18 protein-coding genes and 1 tRNA gene are annotated in these 24,540 nt (G+C 69.6%); 9 read left to right on the top strand and 10 right to left on the bottom strand.

The window, feature by feature from the left end; all coding sequences use genetic code 11:
- Window positions 1–185: 185 nt before the first annotated feature.
- Window positions 186–7,505: a LamG-like jellyroll fold domain-containing protein gene (locus ACFQVD_RS42295; RefSeq protein ID WP_343975136.1), complete on the bottom strand. Its 7,320-nt coding sequence runs from the start codon at window positions 7,503–7,505 to the stop codon at window positions 186–188.
- Between the two features lie 459 nt (window positions 7,506–7,964).
- A complete protein-coding gene (locus ACFQVD_RS42290) occupies window positions 7,965–8,357 on the bottom strand; it encodes an SDR family oxidoreductase (protein ID WP_343975133.1) in 393 nt (130 codons plus the stop codon).
- 110 nt (window positions 8,358–8,467) lie between these two features.
- On the opposite strand from ACFQVD_RS42290, the gene ACFQVD_RS42285 reads away from it, so the two are divergent.
- Window positions 8,468–8,812 carry a hypothetical protein gene (locus ACFQVD_RS42285; protein WP_343975130.1) on the top strand — a complete coding sequence of 115 codons (345 nt, stop codon included), beginning with the start codon at window positions 8,468–8,470 and terminating at the stop codon, window positions 8,810–8,812.
- 182 nt (window positions 8,813–8,994) lie between these two features.
- On the opposite strand, the gene ACFQVD_RS42280 is transcribed toward ACFQVD_RS42285, so the two are convergent.
- Window positions 8,995–9,576, bottom strand: a complete 582-nt coding sequence (locus ACFQVD_RS42280; RefSeq protein WP_343975127.1) for a hypothetical protein — start codon at window positions 9,574–9,576, stop codon at window positions 8,995–8,997.
- A gap of 154 nt (window positions 9,577–9,730) precedes the next feature.
- On the opposite strand from ACFQVD_RS42280, the gene ACFQVD_RS42275 reads away from it, so the two are divergent.
- On the top strand, window positions 9,731–10,282 hold the full coding sequence (locus ACFQVD_RS42275) for a hypothetical protein (protein WP_343975124.1): 552 nt from the start codon (window positions 9,731–9,733) through the stop codon (window positions 10,280–10,282).
- A 121-nt stretch (window positions 10,283–10,403) separates the two neighbouring features.
- Entirely contained in the window at window positions 10,404–11,690 is a 1,287-nt protein-coding gene (locus ACFQVD_RS42270) for a hydroxyacid-oxoacid transhydrogenase (protein ID WP_343975121.1), read from the top strand.
- 23 nt (window positions 11,691–11,713) lie between these two features.
- Here ACFQVD_RS42270 and ACFQVD_RS42265 read toward each other — a convergent pair whose 3' ends face one another.
- Both ACFQVD_RS42265 and ACFQVD_RS42260 read right to left on the bottom strand, forming a co-directional pair.
- The gene (locus ACFQVD_RS42265; RefSeq protein WP_343975118.1) at window positions 11,714–12,046 is read right to left on the bottom strand and encodes an STAS domain-containing protein; all 333 of its coding nucleotides are present in this window, start codon (window positions 12,044–12,046) and stop codon (window positions 11,714–11,716) included.
- Window positions 12,043–12,693, bottom strand: a complete 651-nt coding sequence (locus tag ACFQVD_RS42260; RefSeq protein ID WP_343975115.1) for a DUF5994 family protein — start codon at window positions 12,691–12,693, stop codon at window positions 12,043–12,045. Before ACFQVD_RS42260 ends, ACFQVD_RS42265 begins: the two co-directional genes overlap by 4 nt.
- A gap of 233 nt (window positions 12,694–12,926) precedes the next feature.
- Here ACFQVD_RS42260 and ACFQVD_RS42255 point away from each other — a divergent pair, with 233 nt between their 5' ends.
- The gene (locus ACFQVD_RS42255) at window positions 12,927–13,901 is read left to right on the top strand and encodes a M64 family metallopeptidase (protein WP_343975112.1); all 975 of its coding nucleotides are present in this window, start codon (window positions 12,927–12,929) and stop codon (window positions 13,899–13,901) included.
- 112 nt (window positions 13,902–14,013) lie between these two features.
- On the opposite strand, the gene ACFQVD_RS42250 is transcribed toward ACFQVD_RS42255, so the two are convergent.
- Together ACFQVD_RS42250 and ACFQVD_RS42245 are read right to left on the bottom strand one after the other, a co-directional pair.
- Window positions 14,014–15,321 (bottom strand): M64 family metallopeptidase, encoded by a 1,308-nt coding sequence (locus tag ACFQVD_RS42250; protein WP_343975109.1) that lies wholly within the window; start codon window positions 15,319–15,321, stop codon window positions 14,014–14,016.
- A 166-nt stretch (window positions 15,322–15,487) separates the two neighbouring features.
- Complete coding sequence (locus ACFQVD_RS42245) at window positions 15,488–16,744, bottom strand: alpha/beta fold hydrolase (RefSeq protein ID WP_343975106.1); 1,257 nt, start codon at window positions 16,742–16,744, stop codon at window positions 15,488–15,490.
- A 110-nt stretch (window positions 16,745–16,854) separates the two neighbouring features.
- Between ACFQVD_RS42245 and ACFQVD_RS42240 the strand changes: the two genes are divergently transcribed.
- On the top strand, window positions 16,855–17,805 hold the full coding sequence (locus ACFQVD_RS42240) for a LysR family transcriptional regulator (RefSeq protein ID WP_343975103.1): 951 nt from the start codon (window positions 16,855–16,857) through the stop codon (window positions 17,803–17,805).
- 28 nt (window positions 17,806–17,833) lie between these two features.
- On the opposite strand, the gene ACFQVD_RS42235 is transcribed toward ACFQVD_RS42240, so the two are convergent.
- On the bottom strand, window positions 17,834–18,646 hold the full coding sequence (locus tag ACFQVD_RS42235) for a DUF1684 domain-containing protein (protein ID WP_343975099.1): 813 nt from the start codon (window positions 18,644–18,646) through the stop codon (window positions 17,834–17,836).
- Between the two features lie 184 nt (window positions 18,647–18,830).
- Between ACFQVD_RS42235 and ACFQVD_RS42230 the strand changes: the two genes are divergently transcribed.
- On the top strand, window positions 18,831–20,393 hold the full coding sequence (locus ACFQVD_RS42230; RefSeq protein WP_343975097.1) for a glycoside hydrolase family 10 protein: 1,563 nt from the start codon (window positions 18,831–18,833) through the stop codon (window positions 20,391–20,393).
- Between the two features lie 69 nt (window positions 20,394–20,462).
- Here the strand turns inward: ACFQVD_RS42230 and ACFQVD_RS42225 are convergent.
- Window positions 20,463–20,536, bottom strand: a tRNA-Lys gene (locus ACFQVD_RS42225).
- A 101-nt stretch (window positions 20,537–20,637) separates the two neighbouring features.
- On the opposite strand from ACFQVD_RS42225, the gene ACFQVD_RS42220 reads away from it, so the two are divergent.
- The gene (locus ACFQVD_RS42220; protein WP_343975094.1) at window positions 20,638–21,489 is read left to right on the top strand and encodes an AAA family ATPase; all 852 of its coding nucleotides are present in this window, start codon (window positions 20,638–20,640) and stop codon (window positions 21,487–21,489) included.
- A 52-nt stretch (window positions 21,490–21,541) separates the two neighbouring features.
- Window positions 21,542–22,894: a vWA domain-containing protein gene (locus ACFQVD_RS42215; protein ID WP_343975091.1), complete on the top strand. Its 1,353-nt coding sequence runs from the start codon at window positions 21,542–21,544 to the stop codon at window positions 22,892–22,894.
- Window positions 22,895–22,924: 30 nt separating this feature from the next.
- On the opposite strand, the gene ACFQVD_RS42210 is transcribed toward ACFQVD_RS42215, so the two are convergent.
- Window positions 22,925–23,662 carry a nuclease-related domain-containing protein gene (locus ACFQVD_RS42210; protein ID WP_343975088.1) on the bottom strand — a complete coding sequence of 246 codons (738 nt, stop codon included), beginning with the start codon at window positions 23,660–23,662 and terminating at the stop codon, window positions 22,925–22,927.
- A 228-nt stretch (window positions 23,663–23,890) separates the two neighbouring features.
- Between ACFQVD_RS42210 and ACFQVD_RS42205 the strand changes: the two genes are divergently transcribed.
- Complete coding sequence (locus tag ACFQVD_RS42205) at window positions 23,891–24,496, top strand: TetR/AcrR family transcriptional regulator (protein WP_343975085.1); 606 nt, start codon at window positions 23,891–23,893, stop codon at window positions 24,494–24,496.
- The last annotated feature ends 44 nt before the right edge of the window (window positions 24,497–24,540 follow it).

Below are 24,540 nucleotides of genomic sequence, written 5' to 3'. Positions count from 1 at the left end.
GAGCGGCGTCGGTTCTCACCTGATGTGGTGAGCATCGGCCCAGGGACCCTGCTGGTCGGCCTCCTCCTTGCCGGGTGGCCCCGATGCAGCGATGCACCGGGGCCACCCGGCAAGGAGACCCTCGGAAGGGCGCCGCCGTTATTCGGGGAAGGCGGCTTCTGCGATCTGTCGCCGGAAGGCGTAGGTCAGTCGTGGATGCCGTAGTAGTCGGCCAGGTAGTCGATGACCTCGGCGGCGTGGGGCAGCAGTTCGGGCAGGTGCTTGGCGAGCGCGGCCCGGGTGGCGGTGGCGAGTACCGCCTTGCTCGCCGTGGCGGTGCGGGTGTAGGGGGCCAGACGCTGGATCAGCTCGTAGTTGCTGGCGATGTTCTCGGCCCGCATCGCCCGTTCGACCGGCGGCGCGCCCGGCGGCGGGACGGGCGGGAGCACCCGGCTGACGAAGGTGACCCGGTGCATGACCCGCCAGCAGGGCGGTTTGGTGGCGGTCTGGCGGGCCTGGCGCAGCGCGGCGGCGTCGGGGGCGCCGCTGTTGGCCAGCCAGATCGGATCGACGACCTTGTGGAAGAAGTCGTCGAAGTTGGCGCTGCTCTCACCCAGGTAGAAGGTGAGAAAGCGGTAGGCGTCCACCTTCCCCGGCACCAGGACGGGCTTGCCCTGCGCGGTGAAGACGGGTTTGCCGTTGTCGTACCGCTGCAGGTCCCCGGAGGGCGCGCAGTCGACGGTGAGGCCGAAGGTGCGGCTGACGTCCTTGGCCCGGGAGCGGGTCACGGAGGTGCTGCCGCCGACGGAGGCGTCGATGTTGCCGGCTAGGCCGACGCCGAGTGCCTTGATGGTGAAGTCGACGCTGAACGACTCGCTCGTCTTGAAGGCGTAGGTGCCGCTGTGGGTCTGCGTGACGGCGTCGGTGGCCTGAGTGGTCTCGGCGAAGAAGCCGCCCTTGGCCGTCCAGACGTAGGTGTTGACCAGGTCGCGGTGGGAGAACTTGTCAGGGGTCGAGCTGTTGGCGTTGCGGTCGCCGCCCGAGGGGGGGTCGGCGGTCACGCCCATGCCCCGCAGGATCTTCTGGGCCTGCGCCTGCGTCTGATCGGGGGCATGGGTCTGGACGGAGACGGCCTCGTAGTAGGCGCGCAGCCGCTGCTGGTCGCGGGTGATGCGGCGTTTGAGCGCGTACGCCTCCTGGGGTTTGAAGAAGCTGTGCTGGCCGTAGCCTGCGGCGGCGGGATAGTCGGGATCGAGGACCTTGCCGCGGTCGTCGAAGCCGACCGCGCCGTCCAGGGTGCCCTGCTTGGTGTAGCGGGGGTTGACCGGGAAGGTGATGATGTTCCAGTCCTTGGGGATGTCGGGGTTGGGCGTCATCCGGTAGGCGACCAGCGCGCCGGTGTGGGCCAGGCGGAGCGCGAAGATGTCGGCCGTCTCCGACTGCACCAGCGCGAAGCCCGTGTTGGCGGGCACGTAGCGGCGGCCGACGGCGGAGTTGAGCAACTGGGTGGGGTCCTCCAGGTTGCCGGTGAGCCGGAGTTTGGCCGCCCGCGTGGTGTTCTGGCCCTGGGAGAGCTTGGTATCGCTCGACCAGGCGTTGGAGAACTCCAGGTTCGTCGTGGTCGAGAGCTTGTAGTCGATCTCCAGGATCGGGATGGCGGTCCCGACGCCGAGCGGCGCGGTGATCGTCATCAGGTTCTGGTCGGAGTCCTGGCCGAGCGAGACGCCGAAGGAGGTGTCGACGCTGCTGTTGCGGTTGGAGGACATGCTGTAGGTGACCTGGTCGGCCTCGGTGAACTCCACGGAGGAGGCGCCGGCGAAGGAGTCGGCGCCGGTCAGGTTCTCCGACGGCACCGGCGGGGCGCTCTCGATGTAGCCGATGAGCTGCGGGTCGAACTGGGCCTGGCCCACCCACTCGGAGATGAGGTTGCCGACCTTGTAGCCGGTCACCAGGTGCCAGCGGCCCTGGCGCAGGTAGCTGTAGCAGCGTTTGAGCACGCCGAACGGCTCGCCCTTGAGCGTCTGCTGCATGTCGGCGTACTCGCCGACGGCCGGGGTGGCGCCGATCATGTCGTGGAAGGGGGTGCGGATGGCGGCCAGCGCGGAGCGCACCTGGGCGGTGTCGGTGGCGATGGGGGCGTTGGAGAGCATCGGGCGCGGGCGTGCCGAGGCGGGGAATTCGAGGTGGTTGCCGCGCAGGCCCTCGTCGTGCACCTCGGTGGCGGTGGGGGAGGTGGAGTCCCGGTCGAAGGGCCAGTAGCCTACGAGTTCCTGCTTCTCGCCCTTGAGGCGGGTGAAGAGGTTGTCGAGGATCTGCTCCCCGCTCCGTGCCGTACGCCAGAGCCTCACCTCCTCCAGCATGCCGCTGAACGGCTCGCCCACCGCGCCGCCGAGCAGCCGGGCGCCCAGCGTGAGCTGCTGGTCGCCGTAGTCGGCAGGGCCCGGGTCGGGGATGGGGTCGGCGACGACCGGCACGCCGTTGCGGTAGAGGCGGAACGGGCTGGCGGTCGGATCGGGGTCGCGCACCCACTGGGTGGCGCGCAGGCTCGCCGGGTAGGAGCCGTCGGCGGCGAGGGTGACGTTGCCGCTGTTCTCCTCGAAGGGCCAGCGGGCCAGCAGCCCCCTGTCGCGCCCGACGACCGGCAGGCCGAGCTGAGCCGCCTCGCGGGCCACGTTCCAGATGCGTACCTCGCCCAGCACACCGGCGAAGGTCGAGGAGGATCCCACCTTGCCCATGATCAGGTTGCTGCTGTTGCTCTGGGCTCCGGGGCCGGTGTAGTGCTCGGCGCCGGCCGGCTGCCCGTTGATGTAGAAGCGGATGTCCTTGCCGGGGTTGGTGTCCGGCGGGGTCTGGGCGGAGGTGGAGACCTCCACCTTGCGGCCTTTCCGTACGACGGCCACCCGCTGGAAGGCCTTCGGGGTGATGCCGATGGTGGAGGTGTAGCGGACGACCTGGCCGCCGGGCTCCTCGAAGGCGAACTCCAGCCTGCCGTCGCCCCGCACACTGAGCTGGTACGGCACCCCGCCGGAGAAGCCCAGCTCGCCCTTGGAGACCAGCCCCATGGTGCCGCCGAGCCGATCGGCCTGTAGGAAGACCTCGAGGGTGAGGTCCTCGGTCACGTTCAGCGCCTCGTCCTTGGCCACCTCCAGGTAGGCGCCGCCGTCCAGCTTGACGGCCCAGGACTGCTGGAAGGCGGCGGCCAGGTGCGTCCACTCGTTGCAGGGGAAGGCCTCCTGGCTGCGGACGAAGCGGCCGCCGACCCCGGCTACCAGCTGGTAGCCCTTGATCGGGGAGGCCTTGGCCGAGGTGCCGGGGAAGGTCCAGTAGCCCAGCAGGCCGGGCTCGTGGCCCGAGAGCCGCTGGTTGCGCTCGCTGCTGATCTCGTTGGGGGTGCGGATGCGGCTCCAGACGCGTACCTCGTCGAGCTGGCCGGCCAGGTAGTGGCCGGCGAAGGGCTTGTGGCCCAGGAGGAGCGGGCCGCGCCCGGTGTAGGGGGCGTTGGAGATGCGGCGGCCGACCTCGGTGCCGTCGAGGTAGAGGATCTGGGTGCGGGTGGCGTTCTCGTACACCACCGTCCAGTGGTGCCATCCCAGGTCCAGGGAGGGCAGATTGACGTTGAGGTCGTCGCCGTAGAGGCTGAAGCCGAAGGTGTTGTTGGCGTGGATCTGCAGGTGCAGCGTCTGGTTCTGCGCCCCCATCGGGTAGCCGTGGAGGAGCAGCGGCTGGGTGTTGGTCTGCCCGGGCTCGAGCCGTGCCCACAGTTCGATGGTGAAGTCCCTGTTGGCCAGTTCGATGCTCCTGCTCAGCTCGTGGGATTCGGCGCCGTTGAACGCCTTGGCGGTCTTCAACGGGGCGTCCGCGAGTGCCAGCGTGTACTGCGATTGGCCGCTGTTGGCCTGCAGGATCCTGGCCTTGCCGTTCACCGGCCCGACGTTCACCCAGCTCTCCATGGTCAGGTCGCCGGTCACCGTCACGCGCTCCAGTTGGGCAGCGGGCAGGCGCAGGTGCTGCTGGCGGCCGTCGAAGGAGTAGGCGCGGCCCGGCATCTCGCCACGCCAGCGAGCGCCGTGCCCGCTGACCAGGCGTTTGGCGGTCCCGTTCGCGATGGAGGCGACGGTGCCCGCGGTGAGGACGACCAGGCGCGAACCCTCCGTCAGCGGCACTCCGGGACGGGCGCAGACGGCCCGCTGGTAGTCGTAGCCGGCCAGGGTGACCAGGGCGCCGGCGGTGATCGTCTGGTTGGCGGCGGTCAGGGTGAGGCTCTTGGCCCCCATCGCGTGGTCAGCGCCGGCGCTGTAACCGTCAGAGCCGATCATGATGTGGGAGGCCTTCGGCACGGCGGTCGTCAGGGGCTCGGCCAGCTCCACCTGCGTGCCGTTCACCTTGGCCACCGTGCCGAGCCTGACGGGCTCGCCCGGGGCTCCGGCCAGCACCGCGGTCAGCCGCGCGGTGTCGCGCGGCAGCGAGCGCCAGGTCTCGCCCTCCTGGCCGCCGGAGATGGTCAGGTCGCATCGGCTGGGCGAGTCGCCGTCGGTCACCGTGATGGTGAGCGCGCCCAGGTCGATGCCCGCGTCACGGGCCGTGAAGAGGACCGCGCCGCTGCCGACGGGCAGCTCCTGCGTCGACGGGATCACGAAGGTGTCGAGGTAGGCGGCGAAGAACTGGTCGTTGACGCCCCGGAAGTAGAGCACCACGTTGCCGGTGGCGCTCTCCATCAGGGTGGGCGCGTCGGCGCATCGGGCGAAGCCCAGCACGGCTCCGGCGCAGCTCAGCCCGGTGCGGTCCAGGGCCAGCAGCGGCATGGCCACCGTCAGGTCGGTCGACCCCTGGGCCGCGCCGGTCATCTGGGCGAGCTGGTTGCGCGCCGTGTCCAGATCGGTGGTCTTGGTGGCCAGGGTGCGGCGCAGCCCATCGAGCCTGCTCTGCGCCATGCGCGCCTCGTCGATGGCGATGCGGAGGTTGACGACCGCGGTCTGCGCGTCCTTCAGGTAGGTGTCCCAGCCGCTCGCATGCTTGACGGGCACCATCTTGACAAGCCCGGAATCATCTGTCGTGGCCGTTCGCGACTGGACCACCGTGTTGCCGGAGCCCGACGAGGAGACGGCGCACCCGCTGTGGCTGTTGATGAGCCGGTGGTACTCGCCGATCTGCTCCAAGCGGAACCTCGCGCCGTCTCCTTGCTGGTTGAGCCTCGCCATGTCCAATGGGGAGAGGCCGACCACGTTGATGAATTTGCCCGACAAGACGTTGATGGCCCGGTAGGTGAAGGCGTCGTTGGTCGACGTGGGCACCCTGTCGAACTTCCACAGGCCGGTGGGCGAGTTACGGTCGGAGGTTCGCACCAGCTCCGCCCCCGAATCGGGGCTGTCGTTCATGACCGCGATGACCGGCCGGTCGGGAGACCCCTTCAGCTCCAGCCGCCATAGCCAGGCCAGGTAATTGCCCTTGTCGCCATCGAGGTTCTGCTGCCAGCGGGCGGCGATCGCGGCCTGCCTGTCATGGTCGGCCTGGAGCGCGGGCAGGTTCCCGGTGGCCTTGGAGATCCGGTCGATCTCCAAGGGCAGGTCCCGCACCTCGGTCTCCAGGGACTTGATCCGCTGCTCCAGCGCGCTGACCGCGTCCAGGTCCTGGCTCTGCTTCGGGCGGTCCAGCAGCGGCAGGTCCAGCAGGTCGGGCGCCTGGGTCAGCCGCCCGTCCCGGCCCACGCCGAAGTCCACAGCCGCCACCTGGCCGCCGGAGTCGGCGGCGGTCTTGGTGGCGAAGGCGAGCAGCACCCGCGCCTGGCGCTTGGCCGGTTTGGCGGTCGTGCTGTATCCGACGGCGGTGGACTGCTGCTGGTGGTAGATGACGGAGGAGAGTCCGGAGACCACGCTCCGGTCCTTGACGGAGAAGCTGTCACGGCGCACGCCGGGGTGATCGCCCACCGGGGCCTGCGAGCCGACCCACCGCACCCCGCCGCGGAGCGTGCCGTTGACGGCGCGGTCGCTCTGGTCGTAGGCGGTCGTGCCCGATCCCTCGTCGAAGCGGTAGTACGAGAGCAGCCCCGGCTCGTTGCCGATCAGGCGGTGGCCCAGTTCCCGATTGAGTTCCTCGGTCGTGCGGGCGCGGTCCCAGAGCCGTACCTCGTCGATCTCGCCGTTGAAGAACTTGGCCGGCTGCCCCGTGTCGTTGGCCGCGCCGATCAGGACCGGTGCGGCCTGGCCCGCCTGGTACTGCAGGCTCGCGCTCTGGCTCGCCCTGCCGTTGATGAAGACGGTCGCCTTGCTCCCGTCGTAGACCCCGGCCACGTGGGTGTACTCGTTCAGCGAGATCGGCTCGAGCGAGGTCACCGACCAGGCCCCGCCGTTGTGGGCGAGGAAGACCGTGCCGTTCGCGTTCACCCCGAACCGGCAGGCCGCGCCCTTGGCCAGGACGGTCCCGCCGAGGGCCGCCGGTTTGATCCACGCCTCGATCGTGTACGCCCCGGGGCCGAACTGGAGCGCTCCAGAGGTGCCCAGGTCCACGTGCCCGGCCGTGCCGTCCAGCAGCAGCGCGGTCTCCGCGTGCCCCGCGACGCCCGGCACCGGCACCAGGTCCAGGCCGGTGAAGGGGCATTTGCCAGGGGCGCGCTCGAAGACGGAGTCACGGTACCTGGGGTCGGGGCTGGTGTAGTGACGCGTGCCCTGGGTGTTGAAGCCGCCGTCGGCGTCCTGCTCGATGTTGAAGCCGTCGACGCGGTCGGTGACGCTGTTGTACGCGAAGATCTGCCAGCGCCACCTGCCGCTGATCGCGGTCGGTACCAGCACCGCCGTGAAGCGCCCGCCGCTCAGGTTGCGGATGAAGGAGAGCTCCCTGGTCGGCTCGTAGAACGGCCGGCTCTCCATGTCCTCGGTGCCCAGCGTGTCCTTGGCCGAGTCAGGGCGGGAGGCGTGGCGGCTGCGCCGGAAGCGCACCTCCAGCACCGGCTTGAGCTTCCCCTCCACCAGCAGGAAGCGGTCGCATAAGAGCGTGTCACGGACGAGCGGCACCTTCTTGCCGCCGCTGAGCAGGTAGCCGGCCGCGGCAGGGTCGCCGGAGCAGCCGCCGCCGGTCAGCTTGTGGACCGCGTCGGCGTGGCCGTCGGGGATCGACTGCCGCAGCACCACCACGTAGGTGCCGTCCGAGATCACCTGGAACGGGGCCGCCGCCGAGAGCCGCGCGGTCGTGGAGAGGAACCTGTTGGTCTCGTCGGGGTCGAGCTGCTCGCTCGCCTTGGCCTCTATCCGGCCGCCCCGCTTGACCGTCGGCATCGCCGTCGCGCCCGCGATGCTGTAGCCGACCTCGGTGATCTCTGTCGGGAACGGCAGTTCGACTGGGTTGTCGGCCCAGTACGCGGAGTCGAGCACGCCCTTGGTGGCATCCTGTTTGCCCAGATCCAGGACGTTGTAGACGATCCGTCGCGCCGAGTCCATCGCGAACGCCACCGTGACACCCTGGTGCCGGACCATCGCCACATGCGCGTACGTCCGATCGCCGTACACCTTGAGCAGGGCATCCTGAGCCGCCATAGCCACCTCCGTGAGCTGAAGTCCACTCACACTGACCGCGATCGCATTTCGGATCAATACGGTCACAGCGACCGCATTCGGCCATCTTCATCGCTCTATCTCCGCCCCCAGCGGGTATCGCGCCTCGCGGCGGTGAAATGGCAGCGATCCCGTTCGGGCGGCTTCTGAGAATGACCGGTTCTCAGAAGTACACTCCGGTGAGGAGGTGCCGCTGTCGGCCGACACCCGCCGCACCTACGCCCTCCCGGGTCCGGGTGTACCTGGCCTGGCTCGCCAAGCGGCGCCGCTGTCAGGTCATCGTCGTGGCCGATTCCGCGGAGATTTTGTCGTTGTGCGGGTCCTCGGGAAACGGCCGGTAGTTCAGCCGGTTGATTATCGTCATGCGACCGAGCCTGCCCGCGAAACGTTATTACTGGTAGATCGCACTTTTTCGAAGCCAGGTGAGGTCCGGGTGACCGGTCAGGCCGTTTTGATCGCGCCACCGTCGATCAGGTAGTCGGCTCCCGCGATACTGGCCGCGAGCGGTGAGGCCAGGTAGGCGACCAGTGTGGCCACCTCGGCGGGCTCGGCGAACCGGCCGGTCGTCATGCCCATCCGCGCGGGCAGCAGCCGGAGCAGGTCCTCGTGCGGCACCCCTATCGCTTTGGCGAGCTCCGCGCCGTAACTCGCCGGGCCCTCCCACAGCGAGGTCCGCACCGGTCCGGGCGAGACCGTGTTGACCCGCACGCCCTTCGGCCCGAACTCGTCGTTCAGCGCCTTTCCGAACGCCGTCAGCGTCCGCACGATCGCCAGGCCGATCCCCCTGCCGGCACCGGTCACCACCGCGGACTTGCCGTTCAGTCCCAGATCCATGACAGAGCCTTCCCATCCACTCGCAACACTTGTGATGCAGTGAAGGTGCGACATGCAACATATGTGTTGCAAGTAATCCTCAAAGGGGGACATTTAAGGAGCCTTACGGGGTGAACAAGCTGCGCTCGGACACGGAACGGACCGTGCGGACGATCCTGGAGGCGGCCGAACGCGTCCTCAGCCGGAATCCGGCCGCGAGCATGGAGCAGATCGCCGAGGCCACCGAGGTCGCCCGCGTGTACGCCGTGGCCCGGGAGCGGTGCGACGAGATGTTCCGCAGAGCACGCGACGCGGGCCTGCTCCGCGCGGACGCCGACCTCGACTGGACCCGCCGCGTCTACTACGCCCTGATCCACGAGGCGGCGACGGGACCGGACGAGGGGCAGGACGCCGACGCCCTGGCCACCCGCCTGGTCGACACCCTGCTGCACGGTTTCGGCGAGCACAACCGATGATCTTCACCTGACGCCGGGTGACCGCCACCTGGCCCGTACCAGCACGATGGTCCGCCGCGAGCACGCCCGCCGTACCCGTATCAGGGCCCGATGGCGACGGCGGGCGGGAGTCGCGGCTGGTCGGCCTGCCCGCGATCGAGGGGCGGGCAGGCCGGTCCGGTTCCAGGTGGCGGGTCTGACGGTCAGTTGTCCCAGGCCGCGTTCTTCAGGATGGTGGCCAGGCCGGGGGTGGCCCACTGGTCGACGATCAGGATCTTCGACTTGGGCAGGTACCACTCGCGCTGGTTGAACGTCGACTTCTGCTCGCCGCCGGTGTACGTCACGCACCGGCCGGGCCACACCCGGTAGTGCGCCTTGTGCGCCACCCCGATGTTGCGGTAGCCGACCGCGATCGCCTTGCCGAGGACCTGGCCGTACCTGGGGTTGGTCGCGCAGGGCACCACGTCGGATGCCGGGTAGAACGGCCCCTGGTCGGGGTTGTAGCGCCCGAAGCCCTCGGCGCCGGTCTTGAGGGCCTTCGGCCCCATGATCCAGAAGCTGTCGCATTTGGGCTGGAAGTAGCCGCCGTTGGGCCGCGCGCAGGCACCGGTCACCACCCGGACCTGGTCCGCGGTCCCGTACACCCGCCAGGAGTTCGGGATCTCCAGCGTCAGACCGCCGCGCAGCCGGAGCAGCGCGGTGGAGGAGCTCGCGGACGCGGGAAGCTGGGCCGCCAGCACGGCGGCTCCGGCGACAGCGGTCACCGCGATCGTTCTTTTCATCATGGCGGCGATGCTAGTGAGGACGGCTTGCCGTTTGCATGCATTTCTCTTGCGAAAAGGGCATATATCGCTACTTGGGATGTCGACCCGGGACGTGCCGGCGACCTTCGAAGTCGGTTTTAAGAGGTACCCAAGTGGCCGGGGTCACGATGGCCGCATGAACCTGCTGAAAAGCCTGCTCAGGGCCGTCGCGGGGGCGGCTCTCGTGGTTCCGCTCCTCGCCCCCGCCACCTCCGCCTCGGCCTCGGACGCGGCCCCGTACGTCCGGATCACCCTGAACACGATCGTCCCGTGGCGGACGCTGGGGAACGGCGGTGACGAGATCTTCGTCAAGATCTCCGGTCCCGGGCTGATACCGCTCACGACCACGACCTACCGGGTCTGGCCGCCCAGCAATGGGGTCCATCCGGTCACCTCGGGCTACTGCTACACCTTCGAGAACGCCCCGTGCCCGCCGGGCAGCGACGACCAGTCCTGGAAGCTCATCACCCCGAGCAAGCCCATCTTCCTCGCCAATGGCGGCCTGGCGACCATCAACATCCGGGACAACGACGTCATATTCGCCGATGACGACGTCTTCCTCCAGTCCTTCCGCCTCAACCCGCTGACCCAGGAGAGCCGCTACACCCTGCGGCCGAACGCCGGCAGGACCGACACCTCCGACTACCAGGTCAACATCACGCTGACGCCCGTTCCGGCACCGTTCTGACCCTGCCGGGAAGATCGGCGAGATCCGGGGTCGGCAAGCGGGTAAATGGGCATCAAGTGTCACGGAGTACCGCGTACGGCTCCCCGTGCCACCGGTAAGATCATCGAGAGAGGAGCCGGGCGTGTTCAGCACTCCGAGCAACCCCGAGTCCGTCTTCACCTACGGCGCCCCCGCCCTGAAGTTCGGCTCCGGTGCCTCGGCCGAGATCGGCTTCGATCTCGGGCAGTACGGCGCCCGGCACGTCCTCGTCATCACCGACCCCGGGGTGGCCGCGACCGGCGCGCCGCGACGGATCGCCGAGCAGCTCTCCGGGTTCGGCATCCAGGCGAGCGTGTACGAGGGCGTACGCGTCGAGCCGACGGACGAGAGCCTGCTGGCGGCGGTCGAGCACGCCCGCGCCGGTGGGCCGTGGGACGCCTTCGTCGCCATCGGGGGCGGCTCCAGCATCGACACCGCCAAGGCGGTCAACCTGCTCACCACCAACCCGGGTGAGCTGATGGACTACGTCAACGCGCCGGTGGGCGGCGGCCTGGCCCCGTCCCGGCCGCTCAAGCCGCTGGTCGCGGTGCCCACGACCACGGGCACCGGTTCGGAGAGCACCACGATCTGCGTGCTCGACGTGCTCGACCTGAAGGTGAAGACCGGGATCAGCCATGCCCGGCTCCGCCCGGTGCTCGCCGTCGTCGACCCCGACCTGGCGATGAGCCAGCCCGCCGGGGTCACCGCGGCCGCCGGGATGGACATCCTCTGCCACGCCCTGGAGAGCTACACCGCCCGGCCGTACACCTCCTACGAGCGCAGGCGCCCCGAGGAGCGGGTGCCCTACTGCGGCTCGAACCCGGTGGCCGACATGTGGTCCGAGCGGGCCATCGCGCTGCTCGCGCGGTCCTTCCGCACCGCCGTGCGCGACGGGGACGACGCGGAGGCCAGGGGGCGGATGGCGCTGGCGGCGACGTTCGCCGGGCTGGGGTTCGGCAACGCGGGCGTGCACATCCCGCACGCCAACGCCTACCCGATCGCCGGGCGGGTCAGGGACTTCCATCCCGAGGGCTACCCGGCGGGCGAGCCGATGGTGCCGCACGGCATGGCCGTCGCGCTGACCGCTCCCGAGGCGTTCAGGTTCACCTTCGAGGCGCTGCCGGAGCGGCACCTGCGCGCGGCCGAGTTGCTCGACCCGTCCGCCGCCAGGCCCGACGACCTCTCCGAGTACCTGCCCGGCGTGCTGACCAGGCTGATGCGCGACATCGGCCTCCCCGACGGGATCGGCGGCGTCGGCTACACCGAGGCGGACGTCCCCGCGCTCGCCGAGGGCGCGATGAGGCAGCAGCGCCTGCTCGGCACCGCTCCCCGGCCGGTCACCGAGGACGACCTCACCAAGATCCTGACCCGCTCCATCGCGCTCTGGTGACGGGGAATCCGCTCCACTGACGCTCAGCGAATGGTGAAGGTGCGGTCCAGGCCGGTGATCCGGAGCAGGGCCGCCGTCTGGTGGCGAGGCGCGGACAGCTCGAAGGTGACTCCGAGTGATCTGGCGCGGCGCTGGATGCCGACCAGTACGGCCAGCCCCGAGGTGTCGAAGAACGACACCCCGGACAGGTCGAGGATGAGCGGGTTCGCTCCGCGCCGCAACGCGCGGAGCAGTCGCTCGCGCAGTGCCGCGCTGGTGAAGACGTCGACCTCGCCGTGCAGATGAATGACGGTGGCGGCGGGGCCGGCGACCTGGGGACCCGCTCCGTGAGAGGTCTGAGTTTGCAGGACGGTCATGATGTCTCCTCTCGGAGAGGGGCTGAGCCCTGGTGACCGACGGCCGGCGCGCAGCCGGCGATCTGTCCGCCCTCGCCCTCCCAGACGGCCTGGCTGTCATCCCTGGCGATCGAGCCGGCGTCCGAGGAGGCCGCGGCGGTGAGGATGTCGGCCGGGCGGGTGGCGCCCGCGCACCTGGTGGCCAGAATGAGCGCGTGCGCGGCCGTGTCGCTCTCGGTGCCGGGTGGAATGACCAGCAGGTTGACGGGTTCCATGGCCTCGCAGATCAGGGTGACCACGTGCGGGTCCATGTTGCGGAACCAGCCCACCTTGACCTGGCGGCCGGGGGCCACGACACGGTGCGGGATGTCGTCCCAGGACCCCAGGGGCAGACCCACCCGCCTGACGGGCCGGTCCAGCCGCCGGTCGACGGCGGCGATGAGGTCCGGCAGTTCCACCGCCGCGTCCTGTGAGTACGGCCACCAGGCCCCGTCCACGGCGCCCCTGCGGCCGAGGGCGGGATCCAGGCTGAGGCGTGCCTCAGGAGTGGTGTCGGTGAGCGGTGTGCTGTGGGAAAGAAGCTCTGGCGTCATGATCGCCCGGCCCGTCTCGGTCCGTGAGGGACCGAAGTCGCCTATCGCCTTGGGCGACGTCGACCTGAATGTCAACGCACGAAATGTCCTCGGTACTTCCTACTCTACGCCTGCTTTCCGCCCCGGCCGGGCCTGGACGGTGATCGTTCCGGTGGAGTCTGCCCCGCCTGGGCCTGACGCGGAGGGGCGAGGGCTCAGGATTCACCGCCATAACGGGTGGGTTATGTCGAAAGGGGATTATCTGGGCGTATGGCGATAACACACGATGTGGGCACTAGATCCACTGCGCTCACCCCCAAGGAGACGCCGTGCCCCGTCCCGTCCGCCTGGCGCTGCTCGTACCGGCCCTCATCGCCTTCCTCGCCGTACCGACGTCCGCCGCCGCCGAACCGTCACCGCCGGGATCCACCGAGTGGGTGGAGGTCTTCTCCCCCGACGGCACGATCCGACAGGTCGAGATCCCGAAGCGGGAGGCGCCCGCCACCGCACGCGCCGCGGTCGCCGCCACGGTCACCGCCCTGCAGCAGACCGGAGCCTCCTCCCAGCGCTTCGACCTGGTCTTCGTGGGCGACGGCTACACCTCCTCCGAGATCTCCACCTTCCAGTCCCACGCCGCGAGCAAGTGGGCCGAGATGACCACCGTCGAACCGTTCAAAACGTACAAGAACTCCTTCAACGTCTGGATGGTCAACGTCGTCTCCACCCAGTCGGGCGTCGACAACGATCCCACCCAGGGCATCAGCAGGAACACCGCGCTCGGAATGGGGTTCTGGTGCTCGGGAATCGAGCGCCTGCTCTGCGTGAACACCACGACCGCCAAGTCCTACGCCGCGCTGGCCCCCGGCTCCGACCAGGTGGTGGCGCTGGCCAACAGCACCAAGTACGGCGGTGCGGGGTACGGCGCGGGCGGCGGCGTCGCCACGGCCTCGGGAGGCAACGCGAGTTCCGGCCAGGTCGCGATCCACGAGCTCGGACATTCGATGGGTAATCTCGCGGACGAGTACTCCACCGTCAACAGCACCTACACCGGCGGCGAGCCGTCGGCGGCGAACGCGTCGAAGTACACCGCCGCGCAGCTCACCTCGGGCAGGCGCAAGTGGTACCGGTACCTGGGCCAGGCCACTCCCGACGGTGGCGTGATCGGCGCCTACCAGGGGGCCGCCGACTACGCGTACGGCATCTACCGCCCGTCGGAGAACTCGATCATGCGTACCCTCGGAAGGCAGTTCAACCTGGTCGGTCTCGACGCGATGACCAAGGCGATTCTCGCCAAGACCGGATGACGATCCGGCCCTGAACGCACTAGATCGCCGAGAGACGCCCGCTCCCGTGCAGCGACTTTCGGCGATCGCGGTCCTGCCGCGCCCCGCTCGGGGCGCGGCAGGACCGCCTGGTTCAGTGCTTGTCGACCGTCCAGGTGATCGACTGGGTGAGGACGTCCGCCTTGTAGGCGGAGTTCCGCACGAAGTCGGTGGAGTCACCGACCTGCACCGAGTAGGCGCAGTCGCCCTTCTTGGCCTTCAGGTCCTTGCGCCCGCACCACGGCGCCTCGGGCTTCCCGTGGCCCTTGGGCTTCTTGGTCAGGGCCACCGCCGAGGTCCTGCCCGCCCACTCGGTGATCTCGTGGCCGTTGATGAACCAGCGGGTGGACACGGTCGGCAGACCCACCGGGGTGACCGTCAGGGTGCTGTCCGGCTTGACCTTGCCGCTCGGGGTGGAGTCGTCGATCAGGCCGGTCGTGCCGACGAAGGTGCGGACCATCTCCTCGCGGCCGACCAGGTTGAACTCCCGGTACAGGGTGCGCATCAGCGAGTTGTCGCTGGGCCGGTAGATGCCGAGGTTGTAGTAGGCGCCGCCCTCGAAGGTGTCGATCACGCCGCCGTCGGGGGTCTGGGCGCCCAGCCAGTACCACCACTTCGTCCGCTGGGCGGTCTGCTGCCCGGCGTTGTAGATCGAGACGTTCTTCTCGACCGGCTCGTCGTCGGTGTAGGTGCTGCCGTCGTCCGGGTAGGCCCAGTAGGGGTACTCGTCGGCCAGGTCGCCGATGGAGTGGCCGAACTCGTGCGGCAGGATCTCCGGGCCACTCCTGTGCCCGCCGGAGAAGGTGACCAGGTTCTCCTCGATGTAGCCGGCACCGCCGTAGGTGGGGCTGTTGATCACGACGGCGATCTGGTCGAAGGCGGGGGCCAGCGCGGCGTAGGACTCGGCGGTGGGAACGTCCACGCAGACCAGGCGCTCCAGGTCCTCACACCAGTACTCACCGCCCAGCGCGGTGTCCTTCCGCACCCCCTTGACCGGGTCGTTGTCGACGCCGGACTCGCCTGAGACGACGTTCACCTGCCAGACGTTGAACAGCTTGCGGTAGCTCTTGAACGGCTCGCGCTGAACCAGGATGTTCCAGCTGTTGGCCACCTGGGCGGTGTAGGCGGCCTGCTCGGCCTCGGTGAAACCGTCGCCGAGATAGACCAGGTCGATGCGTTTGTCGCTGGGGCCGTTGACCTCGATCGGCGTCACCGTGGCGGACGGCGTGGCCAGGCCCCTCGCCTTGCCGCTCTCCACCGGAACCTCGGTGTAGCCCTGGGGGGCGTTCTCGCCGAAGACCTCGACCTTTCGCGTCCGACCTGGATCCTCGGCGTGAGCCGGGCCGGTCGACAGACACGCCATGACCATGAGCGTGGCGACCACCACGGACGATCTGCGCACGGGTTCTCCTTGCTTGGGGAATGTCGCAGATTGTCACCGGTGTCGGATAACGGGGTGATCACGCGAGAGTGTCGAGCTTGCCGCCCCGTTCGCGTCCGCTGGGGAGTCGCAGGTCAAGGCCGCCCATAACCGACGGGTTATGGGCAGTTGAGATGGAGTGATGGGCTCACCGGCGGGCCATCGTGACGAGCCGGTCCAGCACGGCCCCGCCCGAGGCGCTCAACCCGTCGTGGGCGTACTCGTTGGTGATCCAGGAGGACAGGTCGCGCACCGCGCCCGCCGTGCGGAGGGAGCTGTCGCGGTCCACGTACAGGTCGTCGTGGTAGATCACCGCCGCCACCGGGACGGTGTTGCCGCTCAGCCGGTCCAGGTCGTAGAGGCGCGGCCAGGACTCGCAGGCGGCCAGTGCCTCGGCACAGGCCCGCAACGGGACCAGCGCCGGGTCCTCGTCGAAGAACCACGGGAAGATCATCTCGCCGAAGAACCGGACGGGCCCGCCCTGCTCCACATCGAACTCGGGGAACTCGCCCAGCGCCCGGTGCGCGGCCCAGCCGGAGGCTTCGCCCTGGCAGTAGGACGCCTCGTGCAGCACCGCGTACAGCGGGTGCTCGGCGTAGGAGACCATCGCGTCCACCCGGCGCAGGAAGACGTCGGACAGCTCCTTCTCACCGGCGAACGCCTCCTCCAGCAGATGGTGCAGCGTGTCGAACCTGCCCTCCGTGCCGAACGTGATCCCGAGGGTCTGGAAGCGCCGCGGGGTCAGCCGCTCCCCGCCGGGCAGGAACACCTCCTGCCGGTGCAGGTGGTCGACCACCTGACGGGCGATCGCCAGGTCACCGGGATAGCGGGCGAAGAACCGCTCGTTGTGCGCCAGGACGCGGGGGTAGGCCGCCCGGTACACGTCCTCGGGCCGGCCGGTCAGCGGCGGCAGCCCACCCGCGATCATGACTTCGCGCAGCCCCTCGGGGGCCAGCGACAGGTAGGTCAGCGCGCAGAACCCGCCGAAACTCTGCCCCAGCAGGCTCCACGGCCGGTCCCCCGCAAGGTGCGCGCGGAGCAGTTCGGCGTCCCTGACGATCGAGTCGGCCCGGAAATGGCGCAGGTAGGCGGCGGGGTCGTCGAGGCCGGCCAGGGTCTGCCGGTTGGCGGGAGTGCTGCGCCCGGTGCCGCGCTGGTCCAGCAGCAGCACCCGGTACTCCCGGGTGGCCCGGTGCAACCACCCGGCCGGCGAGCGGGGGGCGCTGTGGCCGGGTCCGCCCTCCAGGTACAGCAGCCACGGCAGGCCGTCCCCCTGCCGCCCCGCCGCGACCACCTCCCGCGCGAACACCTCGATCGTCGCACCGTCCGGGCTGGAGTGGTCAAGCGGGACGGTGATCGTGTGATCGGTGAAGACGAGGTCGGAACGACGGTAGGTCACTGGCATAGGGGTTCCTTCGAAAGTCGGGATCACCGTTAACTGTGCGCCAAACCGAGGAGCCTCGTCTTATCCCAGAGACATATAAATCCAGCGTTATGCCGCACTATATTTGGCCCATGCAGCTGGAGCTACGGCACCTTCGAGCGTTATGCACCATCGCCGGCGCGGGGAGTCTCAGCAAGGCGGCGGCCTCCCTGGGCGTCTCCCAGCCCGCCCTGACCGCCCAGCTGCACCGGATCGAGTCCACGCTCGGCGGCCAGGTCTTCCGGCGCAGCCGGTTGGGCGTGACACCGACCCCGTTCGGCCAGTTCGTGCTCACCCGGGCCAGGTCCGCGCTGCACACCGTGGACGAGCTGATGACAGGCGCCCTGCCGCCCAGCGGCCAGACGAGCGTCGCCCGCATCGGCGGCTACGCCAACCCCCTGTTCAGCGGCCTGCTGCGGCGGCTGTTCGAGGTCCCGGGAGCCTCGATCACCGTGCACACCGAGCACTCGCCCCGCCTGCTGCTGGATCTGCTGGCCTCCCGGCGGCTGGACGCCGCGACCCTCATCGACTACCCCGGCCACGAGCTGGTCATCCCGCCCTCGGTGGGCGTGCGTCCCATCGCCGTGGAACCCGTCTTCGTGGCGATGGCCGAGGCCCATCCCCTCGCGGTGCTGGAGGAGGTGCCGCTGGCGGAGCTGGCGGACGACGACTGGGTGCTCTCGCCACCGGACGGCGCCGGGTGGCCGGAGTGTTTCGTGACCACCTGCCAGAACGAGGGCTTCGTCCCGAAGATGCCGTACATCATGATCGAGCCGATGATGATCCGTAATCTCATCGCCGAGAAGCACGCGATCTCGCCCTGCCAGGCCAGTTTCCCCTCGGGGCAGGGGCTGGTGGTCCGCCCGATCGCCGGATCACCACTGTGGATCAGGCACCTGGCGGCCTGGCGCCGCGACGGCGCCCTCGCCCACCGGGCCGAGGAGCTGACGCGCCTCGCCACCGAGGCCCACCGCGAATCCCTCGAAAGCCAGCCGCACTACACCGCCTGGCGCGCCCGCCACCCGGCGGACCTACGGCCGTGACGGGGGCACGGGCGCGCCCGTCCGGACGTCAGCCGCGCTCGTAGGGGATCTTCTCGCCCGCCTCGATCGCGACCGGCAGCCGGTTCTCCGCCGGCGGCAGCGGGCAGGTGGCGAAGTCGGTGTAGGCGCACGGCAGGTTCGTGGCCCGGTTGAAGTCCACGGTCACCTGGTTGTCGGCGTCGGGCACCCCCAGTTGCAGGACGCGGTTCGCGGCGTAGGTGGTCACACCGGAGGTCGCGTCGGTGAACAGGGCGATCAGGCTGCCCGGCGCGTGGCCGTTGAACGCCGTCAGGCTCAGCGTCCGCCCGTCGAGCTCGAACTCGACCCGCCCTGGCGCGTCGTAGACGTGCCGCAGCCCTTCCACCGCGGCCCCGACGTCCGTCGGCCGGGGCTCGTCGAACGGCAGGTAGCGGCCGGTGACCAGCCATCGCGGGTCCGGCGGGAACACCGGGGTGCCGGCGAACGCGACCCGCAGCGGGTGGTCCGGGTGTCTCGGCCTGACGATGTCATGCCCGCCTCGCCTGGCCACCTCGATCACCGCGTCACCCCAGGTGGCATTGATCGCGCCGCGTTCGGGGATGGGGCCGAACACGTACCGGCCACGCACCGGCGTGCCGTCCACGACCAGTTCCTCCGCGTCGCCGAGGGTCACCACGACGCCCTCGCCGCCGGTCGACCACTCCCCCGGGGCGTCCGGCAGGCGCTGCGGTTCGGAGGTCAGCCAGTGCAGGTTCGTGACGGCGAGGAACCCGTGGGGATCGGCCAGCACCGCCTCGTGCCGGTGGTGCCAGTCCTGCCATTCCTGGACGTAGGTGGCCACGTCGATCACTTTGGCTGCCATGGCTGCTCCCTGAATGTCATGGAATCTTTCATACTATTCCTACCGCTTATATCGGTTTACGTCCAGAGTCGCCCGGACGCTGTCGAGCGGCTCGACGATGTTTTCTTTCATTGTCATTGATTTGAAAGTAAGTTTCTGCCAATGTCACGCTCGGCGCCTTCTTCTTCAGCCCCCGGAGGTCCGCATGAGCGCACCCACCCGACGTTCCGTCCTGAACGGTCTGGCCCTGGCCTCGGCCGCGACGATTCTCCCCCTGTCGGCCCTCACCTCGATGCCCGCCTTCGCCGCCGAAACCGCCGACAGTCCCGTCCCGCCGCTGCGGCAGATGCGCGGGATGTGGATCGCCTCGGTGCTCAACATCAACTGGCCGTCGAAGCCCGGCCTGACCGTCGAGGCGCAGCAGGCCGAGTACCTGGCCTGGCTGGACCTCGCGCGGGCCCGTCGGCTCAACTCGGTCTTCGTCCAGATCCGGCCGACCGCCGACGCCTTCTGGCCCTCGCCGCACGAACCGTGGTCGGAGTACCTGACCGGCGTTCAGGGGCAGGCCCCGGGCTACGACCCGCTGGCCTTCCTGGTCGAGGAGACGCACCGGCGCGGCCTGGCCTTCCACGCCTGGTTCAACCCGTACCGCGTGTCGATGCAGCCGGACCCGGCCAAGCTGCACCCCGAACACCCGGGCCGCAAGAACCCGGACTGGATCGTCTCCTACGGCGGCAAGCTGTACTACAACCCGGGCATCCCGGCGGTGCGGGCGTTCGTCCAGGACGCGATGATGGACGCGGTCACCGGATACGAGATCGACGGCCTGCACTTCGACGACTACTTCTACCCGGTCAACACCACGGCCTTCGACGACGCCGCGGCCTACGCGCGCTACGGCGCGGGCTTCCCCGATCTCGCCTCCTGGCGGCGCGACAACGTGGACCTGCTCGTCCGGGAGATGCAGCAGCGGGTCCGGCAGGCCAAGCCGGAGGTCGCCTGGGGCATCAGCCCCTCGGGCATCTGGCGGAACAGCTCCACCGACCCCCTCGGCTCGGACACCGCCGGCAGCCAGTCGTACGACAACCTGCACGCCGACACGCGGGGCTGGGTCAGGAAGGGCTGGCTGGACTACATCGCACCGCAGATCTACTGGTACATCGGCCAGTCGAACGCCGACTACGCCAAGCTGATCCCCTGGTGGTCCGGCGTGGCGGCGGGCACCGACGTCCAGCTCTGGATCGGCCAGGCCGCCTACAAGGCCGGTGCCGCCGGGCAGCCCGCCCAGTGGTTCCAGCCGGACGAGCTTTCCCGGCACCTCACCCTCAACCTGGACAACCCCCAGGTCGGCGGTGATATCTGGTACAACTCCGGCGATGTACGGGAGGACCGGCTGGGCAGCGTCAGCACCGCCGTGACCGACCACTACATCCGCCCGGCCCTCGCCCCGCTGCTGCCGCGCCTCGCGAGCGGCCGGCCACCGCGCCGCCCGGTCCTGGCCGCCGCCCACAAGGTGGCCGGGGGCGCCGAGTTGCACATCGTCGCCCCCGGCAGGGACGTCCCGTTCCAGTTCGCGGTCTTCAGGTTCGACCGGCAGGCCGGTTCCGGCGACTTCGCCGACGCCCGCAACCTGGTCGCGGTCATCCCCGCGGGCCGCGACGTGCGCTGGGTGGACCCCGAGGGAGCACGGGGCGCGAACTACCACGTGACGGCCGTGGACCGGGCGAACCGCCAGAGCGAGCCCAGCCCCGGCCGCCGGGTCCGCTGACCCGGGTCAGCGAGGATTCACACAGAGAAAAGCCCGGATCGGCGATGCCGATCCGGGCTTTCCCGCAGGTGCGCCGCCAGGGACTCGAACCCCGGACCCGCTGATTAAGAGTCAGCTGCTCTAACCAACTGAGCTAGCGGCGCTTGAAGCCCTTGAAGGATAGCGCACATCGGGCAGGGCTTCGAAATCCGTGACGATCAACGGGTAAGCTAGAACAACATTCGGTCCTGTACTGGGAGCACACATGTGGTTCGCCTCGCCCGCCGACGCCAGCGAGCGGCTCAGCGCCGTCGACTACCTCTCCGACGACTCCATCGCGACCTCGGTCTTCCTGGCGGGAGCACTCGGCAAACCACTCCTCGCCGAGGGACCGGCCGGCGTGGGCAAGACCCAGCTCGCCAAGGCCGTGGCGGCGGCGACCGGGGCGGAACTGGTCAGATTGCAGTGCTACGAGGGACTTGACGAGGCCAGGGCGCTGTACGAGTGGAACTACAAGAAGCAGCTGCTGCGCATCCAGGCCGGGCAGGACGAGAGCTGGGACGCCACCCACGACGACATCTTCACCGAGGAGTTCCTGCTGGAGCGGCCACTGCTCGCGGCGATCCGGTCCCGGACGCCCACGGTCCTGCTGATCGACGAGACCGACAAGGCGGACGTCGAGGTGGAGGGGCTGCTGCTGGAGATCCTGTCCGACTACCAGGTCACCATCCCCGAGCTCGGCACGATCACCGCCGTGCGCAGGCCGTACGTGGTGCTGACCTCCAACGCGACCCGCGAGCTCTCCGAGGCGCTGAAGCGGCGCTGCCTCTACCTGCACCTGGAGTACCCGACGCCGGAGCGCGAGCGCGACATCGTGCTGGCCCAGGTGCCCACGATCACGGCCGCCCTGGCCGAGCAGCTCGCCCGCACGGTGGCCACCATGCGCACCCTGGAACTGAAGAAGGCGCCCTCGATCGCCGAGACGGTCGACTGGGCCAACACCCTGATCGCGCTGGGCAGGACCGAACTGGACGAGGCGGCGATCGGGGCCACCCTCGGCGTCGTGCTCAAGCACGCCTCCGACCAGACCCGGGCCCGCAAGGAACTGGCCCTGTGACCGGCCCTGTGACCGACACGGGGCGCCCGGCCCACGGGGCGGGAGGCGGAAGGTGAGCCTGCTCGACCGGCACGTGGGATTCGTGCACGCGCTACGCGAGGCGGGACTGCCGGTGTCGCTGGCCGAGGGGCTGGACGCGGCCAGGGCACTGGAGGTGATCGACCTGACCGAGCGGGAGTCGCTGCGGGCCGCGTACGCCGCGACGCTGGTCAAGCGGCCCTCGCACCGGCCGGGCTTCGACACGCTGTTCGACCTGTGGTTCCCCGCCTCCACGACCGGCCTGCGGCCCTCGCACGAGACCGAACTCGATCTGGAGACCGCCGAGCTCCCCGAGCTGCGCGACCGGCTGGCCGGGCTGCTGCTGGGCGCCGAGGGGATTAACGAGTTCGCACGGGCCATGGTGGAGCGCTTCGGCCGTCAGGCGGCGAGTCCCGGCAGGCAGAACTGGTTCTCCTACTCGGTGATGCGGGCGCTCTCCCCCGAGACGCTCATGGCGCGCCTGCTCGCCGAGGTCCTCGCCGGTCAGGAGCGCGGCGGGCTGGCCGAGAAGGTCGCCCGGCAGCGGATCGGCGAGAACACCAGACGCTTCGAGGACGCCGTCTCCCGCGACGTGCGCCGCCGGATCGCCGAGGACTCCGGAATCGAGCGGATCGCCCGATCCTCGGTACGCCCGCCGCTGGAGCAGCTCGACTTCCTGCGGATCACCAAGGCCGACCTGGCCAGGCTCCGCAGGGAGGTCCACCCGCTCGCCCGGCGCCTCGCCGCCAGGCTGACCGTCAAGCACCGGCTCGGCCACCGCGGCCGCCTCGACTTCCGCAGGACCGTACGGGCCTCGCTGTCCAGCGGCGGGGTGCCGCTGACCACCTTCAACAGGCCGCGCCGCCCGCACAAGCCCGAACTGGTCGTGCTCTGCGACACCAGCGACTCGGTCGCCGCCTTCGCCCACTTCACCCTGCTGCTGACCTACGCGCTGCGCGAGCAGTTCACCAAGGTCCGCGCGTTCGGGTTCGTGGACACCGTGGACGAGATCACCCGGTTCTTCGTGCCCGGTGCCGACGTGGCGGAGGCGATGACCCGGCTGGTGCGGGAGGCCGACATGGTGCGTTTCGGCCGGACCAACTACGGCCATGCGCTGGAGAGGTTCGCCGAGCGGTACGGCGACGCCATCGGGCCGAAGACGTCGCTGCTGATCCTGGGCGACGCCCGGTCCAACTACCAGCCGCCCGCGCTGGAGACGCTGAAGCGGCTGACCAGGGAGGCCCGGCACAGCTACTGGCTCAACCCGGAGCCGACCGCCCAGTGGGACACCGGCGACTCGGTGGCGACGGCGTACGGGGGGATCGTGCCCATGTACGAGTGCCGGAACGTCGCGCAGCTGGCGGCCTTCATCGAGGAGCTCGCCTGAGCGGCCCCCACCTCCGCGGTCGGCGTACGGTCAGCTCATCCGGCGCAGCACCCGGGCCGCGGTCCTGGCGAGCACCTCCACCTGGGCGTCGTCGAAGTCCGCCCGCGGACCGTCCTTGATCCAGCGCGCGACCAGGCGGGGCTTGAGGAGGGTGAGCCCCTCCGCGGTGACCGACCGCCTGAGCTGCCCGCCGTGCACGGCGAGCAACGGCTCGATGGTGACGGGGATGCCCGACTCGCGGGAGAGCACCTCGGCCAGTGACTCGGAGACCTCGACGAGCGCCTTCGCCGTTTTCGTGCCGTACTTCTCGCCGAGGAACAGCCGGTCACCGTACCGGGCGATCTCGGTCTCCGGGTGCCATGCCTCGTTGTCGACCACCCAGACGCCGCCGGGACCGATGACGAGGTGGTCGATCGAGGCCTTGCCCGGGATGGCCCGGCCGTCGAGGATGTGGTAGCCGGCCCTGCGCAGCCTGCGGCGGAGCAGCCTGCCGGTGATGGTCTCGCCCCTGCGCCTGCCGCGCCAGACGGCGGTGGCGTCGTACTCGCGCCAGGTCCAGAACGCGTCCGCGGCACCGACGAGCAGCCCGCACAGCAGCCCGAGGATCGGCGCGGACAGGTTGAACCGGTAGGCCAGCGCGACGCCCACCACCAGGCCGACCGCCGCCTTGACCCCGCGCATCTTCCTGCGGTGGACGACCTCCTTGAGCCAGAACTGCTCGTACATGACCTGGGGTGACAGGCCGTGGACCTGGTCGACTGGCGTCACGTAGATAGATCCGCCGGGCATGACGAACCCCCATGGCTCGATGTGGTCGTGAAGGAAATGTGGGGGGACCTGCCACACTGAAGATCCTTGGACTATGAAATACCCAATTGGGGGCTCCAGCTATCGCGTAAACGCGAAGGTGACGCAAGTAACACGTCTCCGACAATCGACCGCCTGTTTGACCAACCAGTCGGTACGCTTTCCCTCACCACACCATGGGGGACACGTATGACTCAGGACCAGGAGCCGGTAAGGCAGCGCCTGCTCGGCGAGGCCACCCGCCTCTTCGCCGAGCGGGGCTTCGAGGGCACGTCGGTGCAGGGGATCGTCTCGGCGGCCGGTGTCACCAAGGGCGCCATGTACCACTACTTCGATTCCAAGGACGACCTGCTCCGCGAGATCTACGGCCGGGTGCTGCGCATGCAGATGGAGCGGCTGACCCACTTCGCCGAGAGCTCGGGACCGGTGGCCGAGCGCCTGCACACCGCCGCCGCGGACGTCGTGGCGACCACCGTGGAGAACCTGGACGACTCCAAGATCTTCTTCCGGTCGATGCACCTGCTCGCGCCCGACATCCGCAAGGTCGTCCGCGCCGAGCGGCGCCGCTACCACGAACGCTTCCGCGACCTGGTCATCGAGGGACAGCAGGAGGGCACCTTCAGGAAGGACGTGCCCGCCGACATCGTCGTCGACTTCTTCTTCGGCTCCGTGCACCACCTGGGCACCTGGTACAGCCCGGAGGGCCCGCTCTCGGGTTCGGAGCTGGGGGCGCACTTCGCCGACCTGCTCCTCACCTCGCTCCGTCCGGAGCCGACGCCCCCCTTTACGAAGTAAGTCCCCTACCCGGCGCACGGGGCAAGCCCCGCTCCCCGCTCGCG

This window comes from Streptosporangium amethystogenes subsp. fukuiense (assembly GCF_042665875.1).
Lineage (GTDB): Bacteria > Actinomycetota > Actinomycetes > Streptosporangiales > Streptosporangiaceae > Streptosporangium > Streptosporangium fukuiense.
Note: the sequence above shows the minus strand (reverse complement) of the source record. Positions and strands in the feature narration are given on the sequence as shown.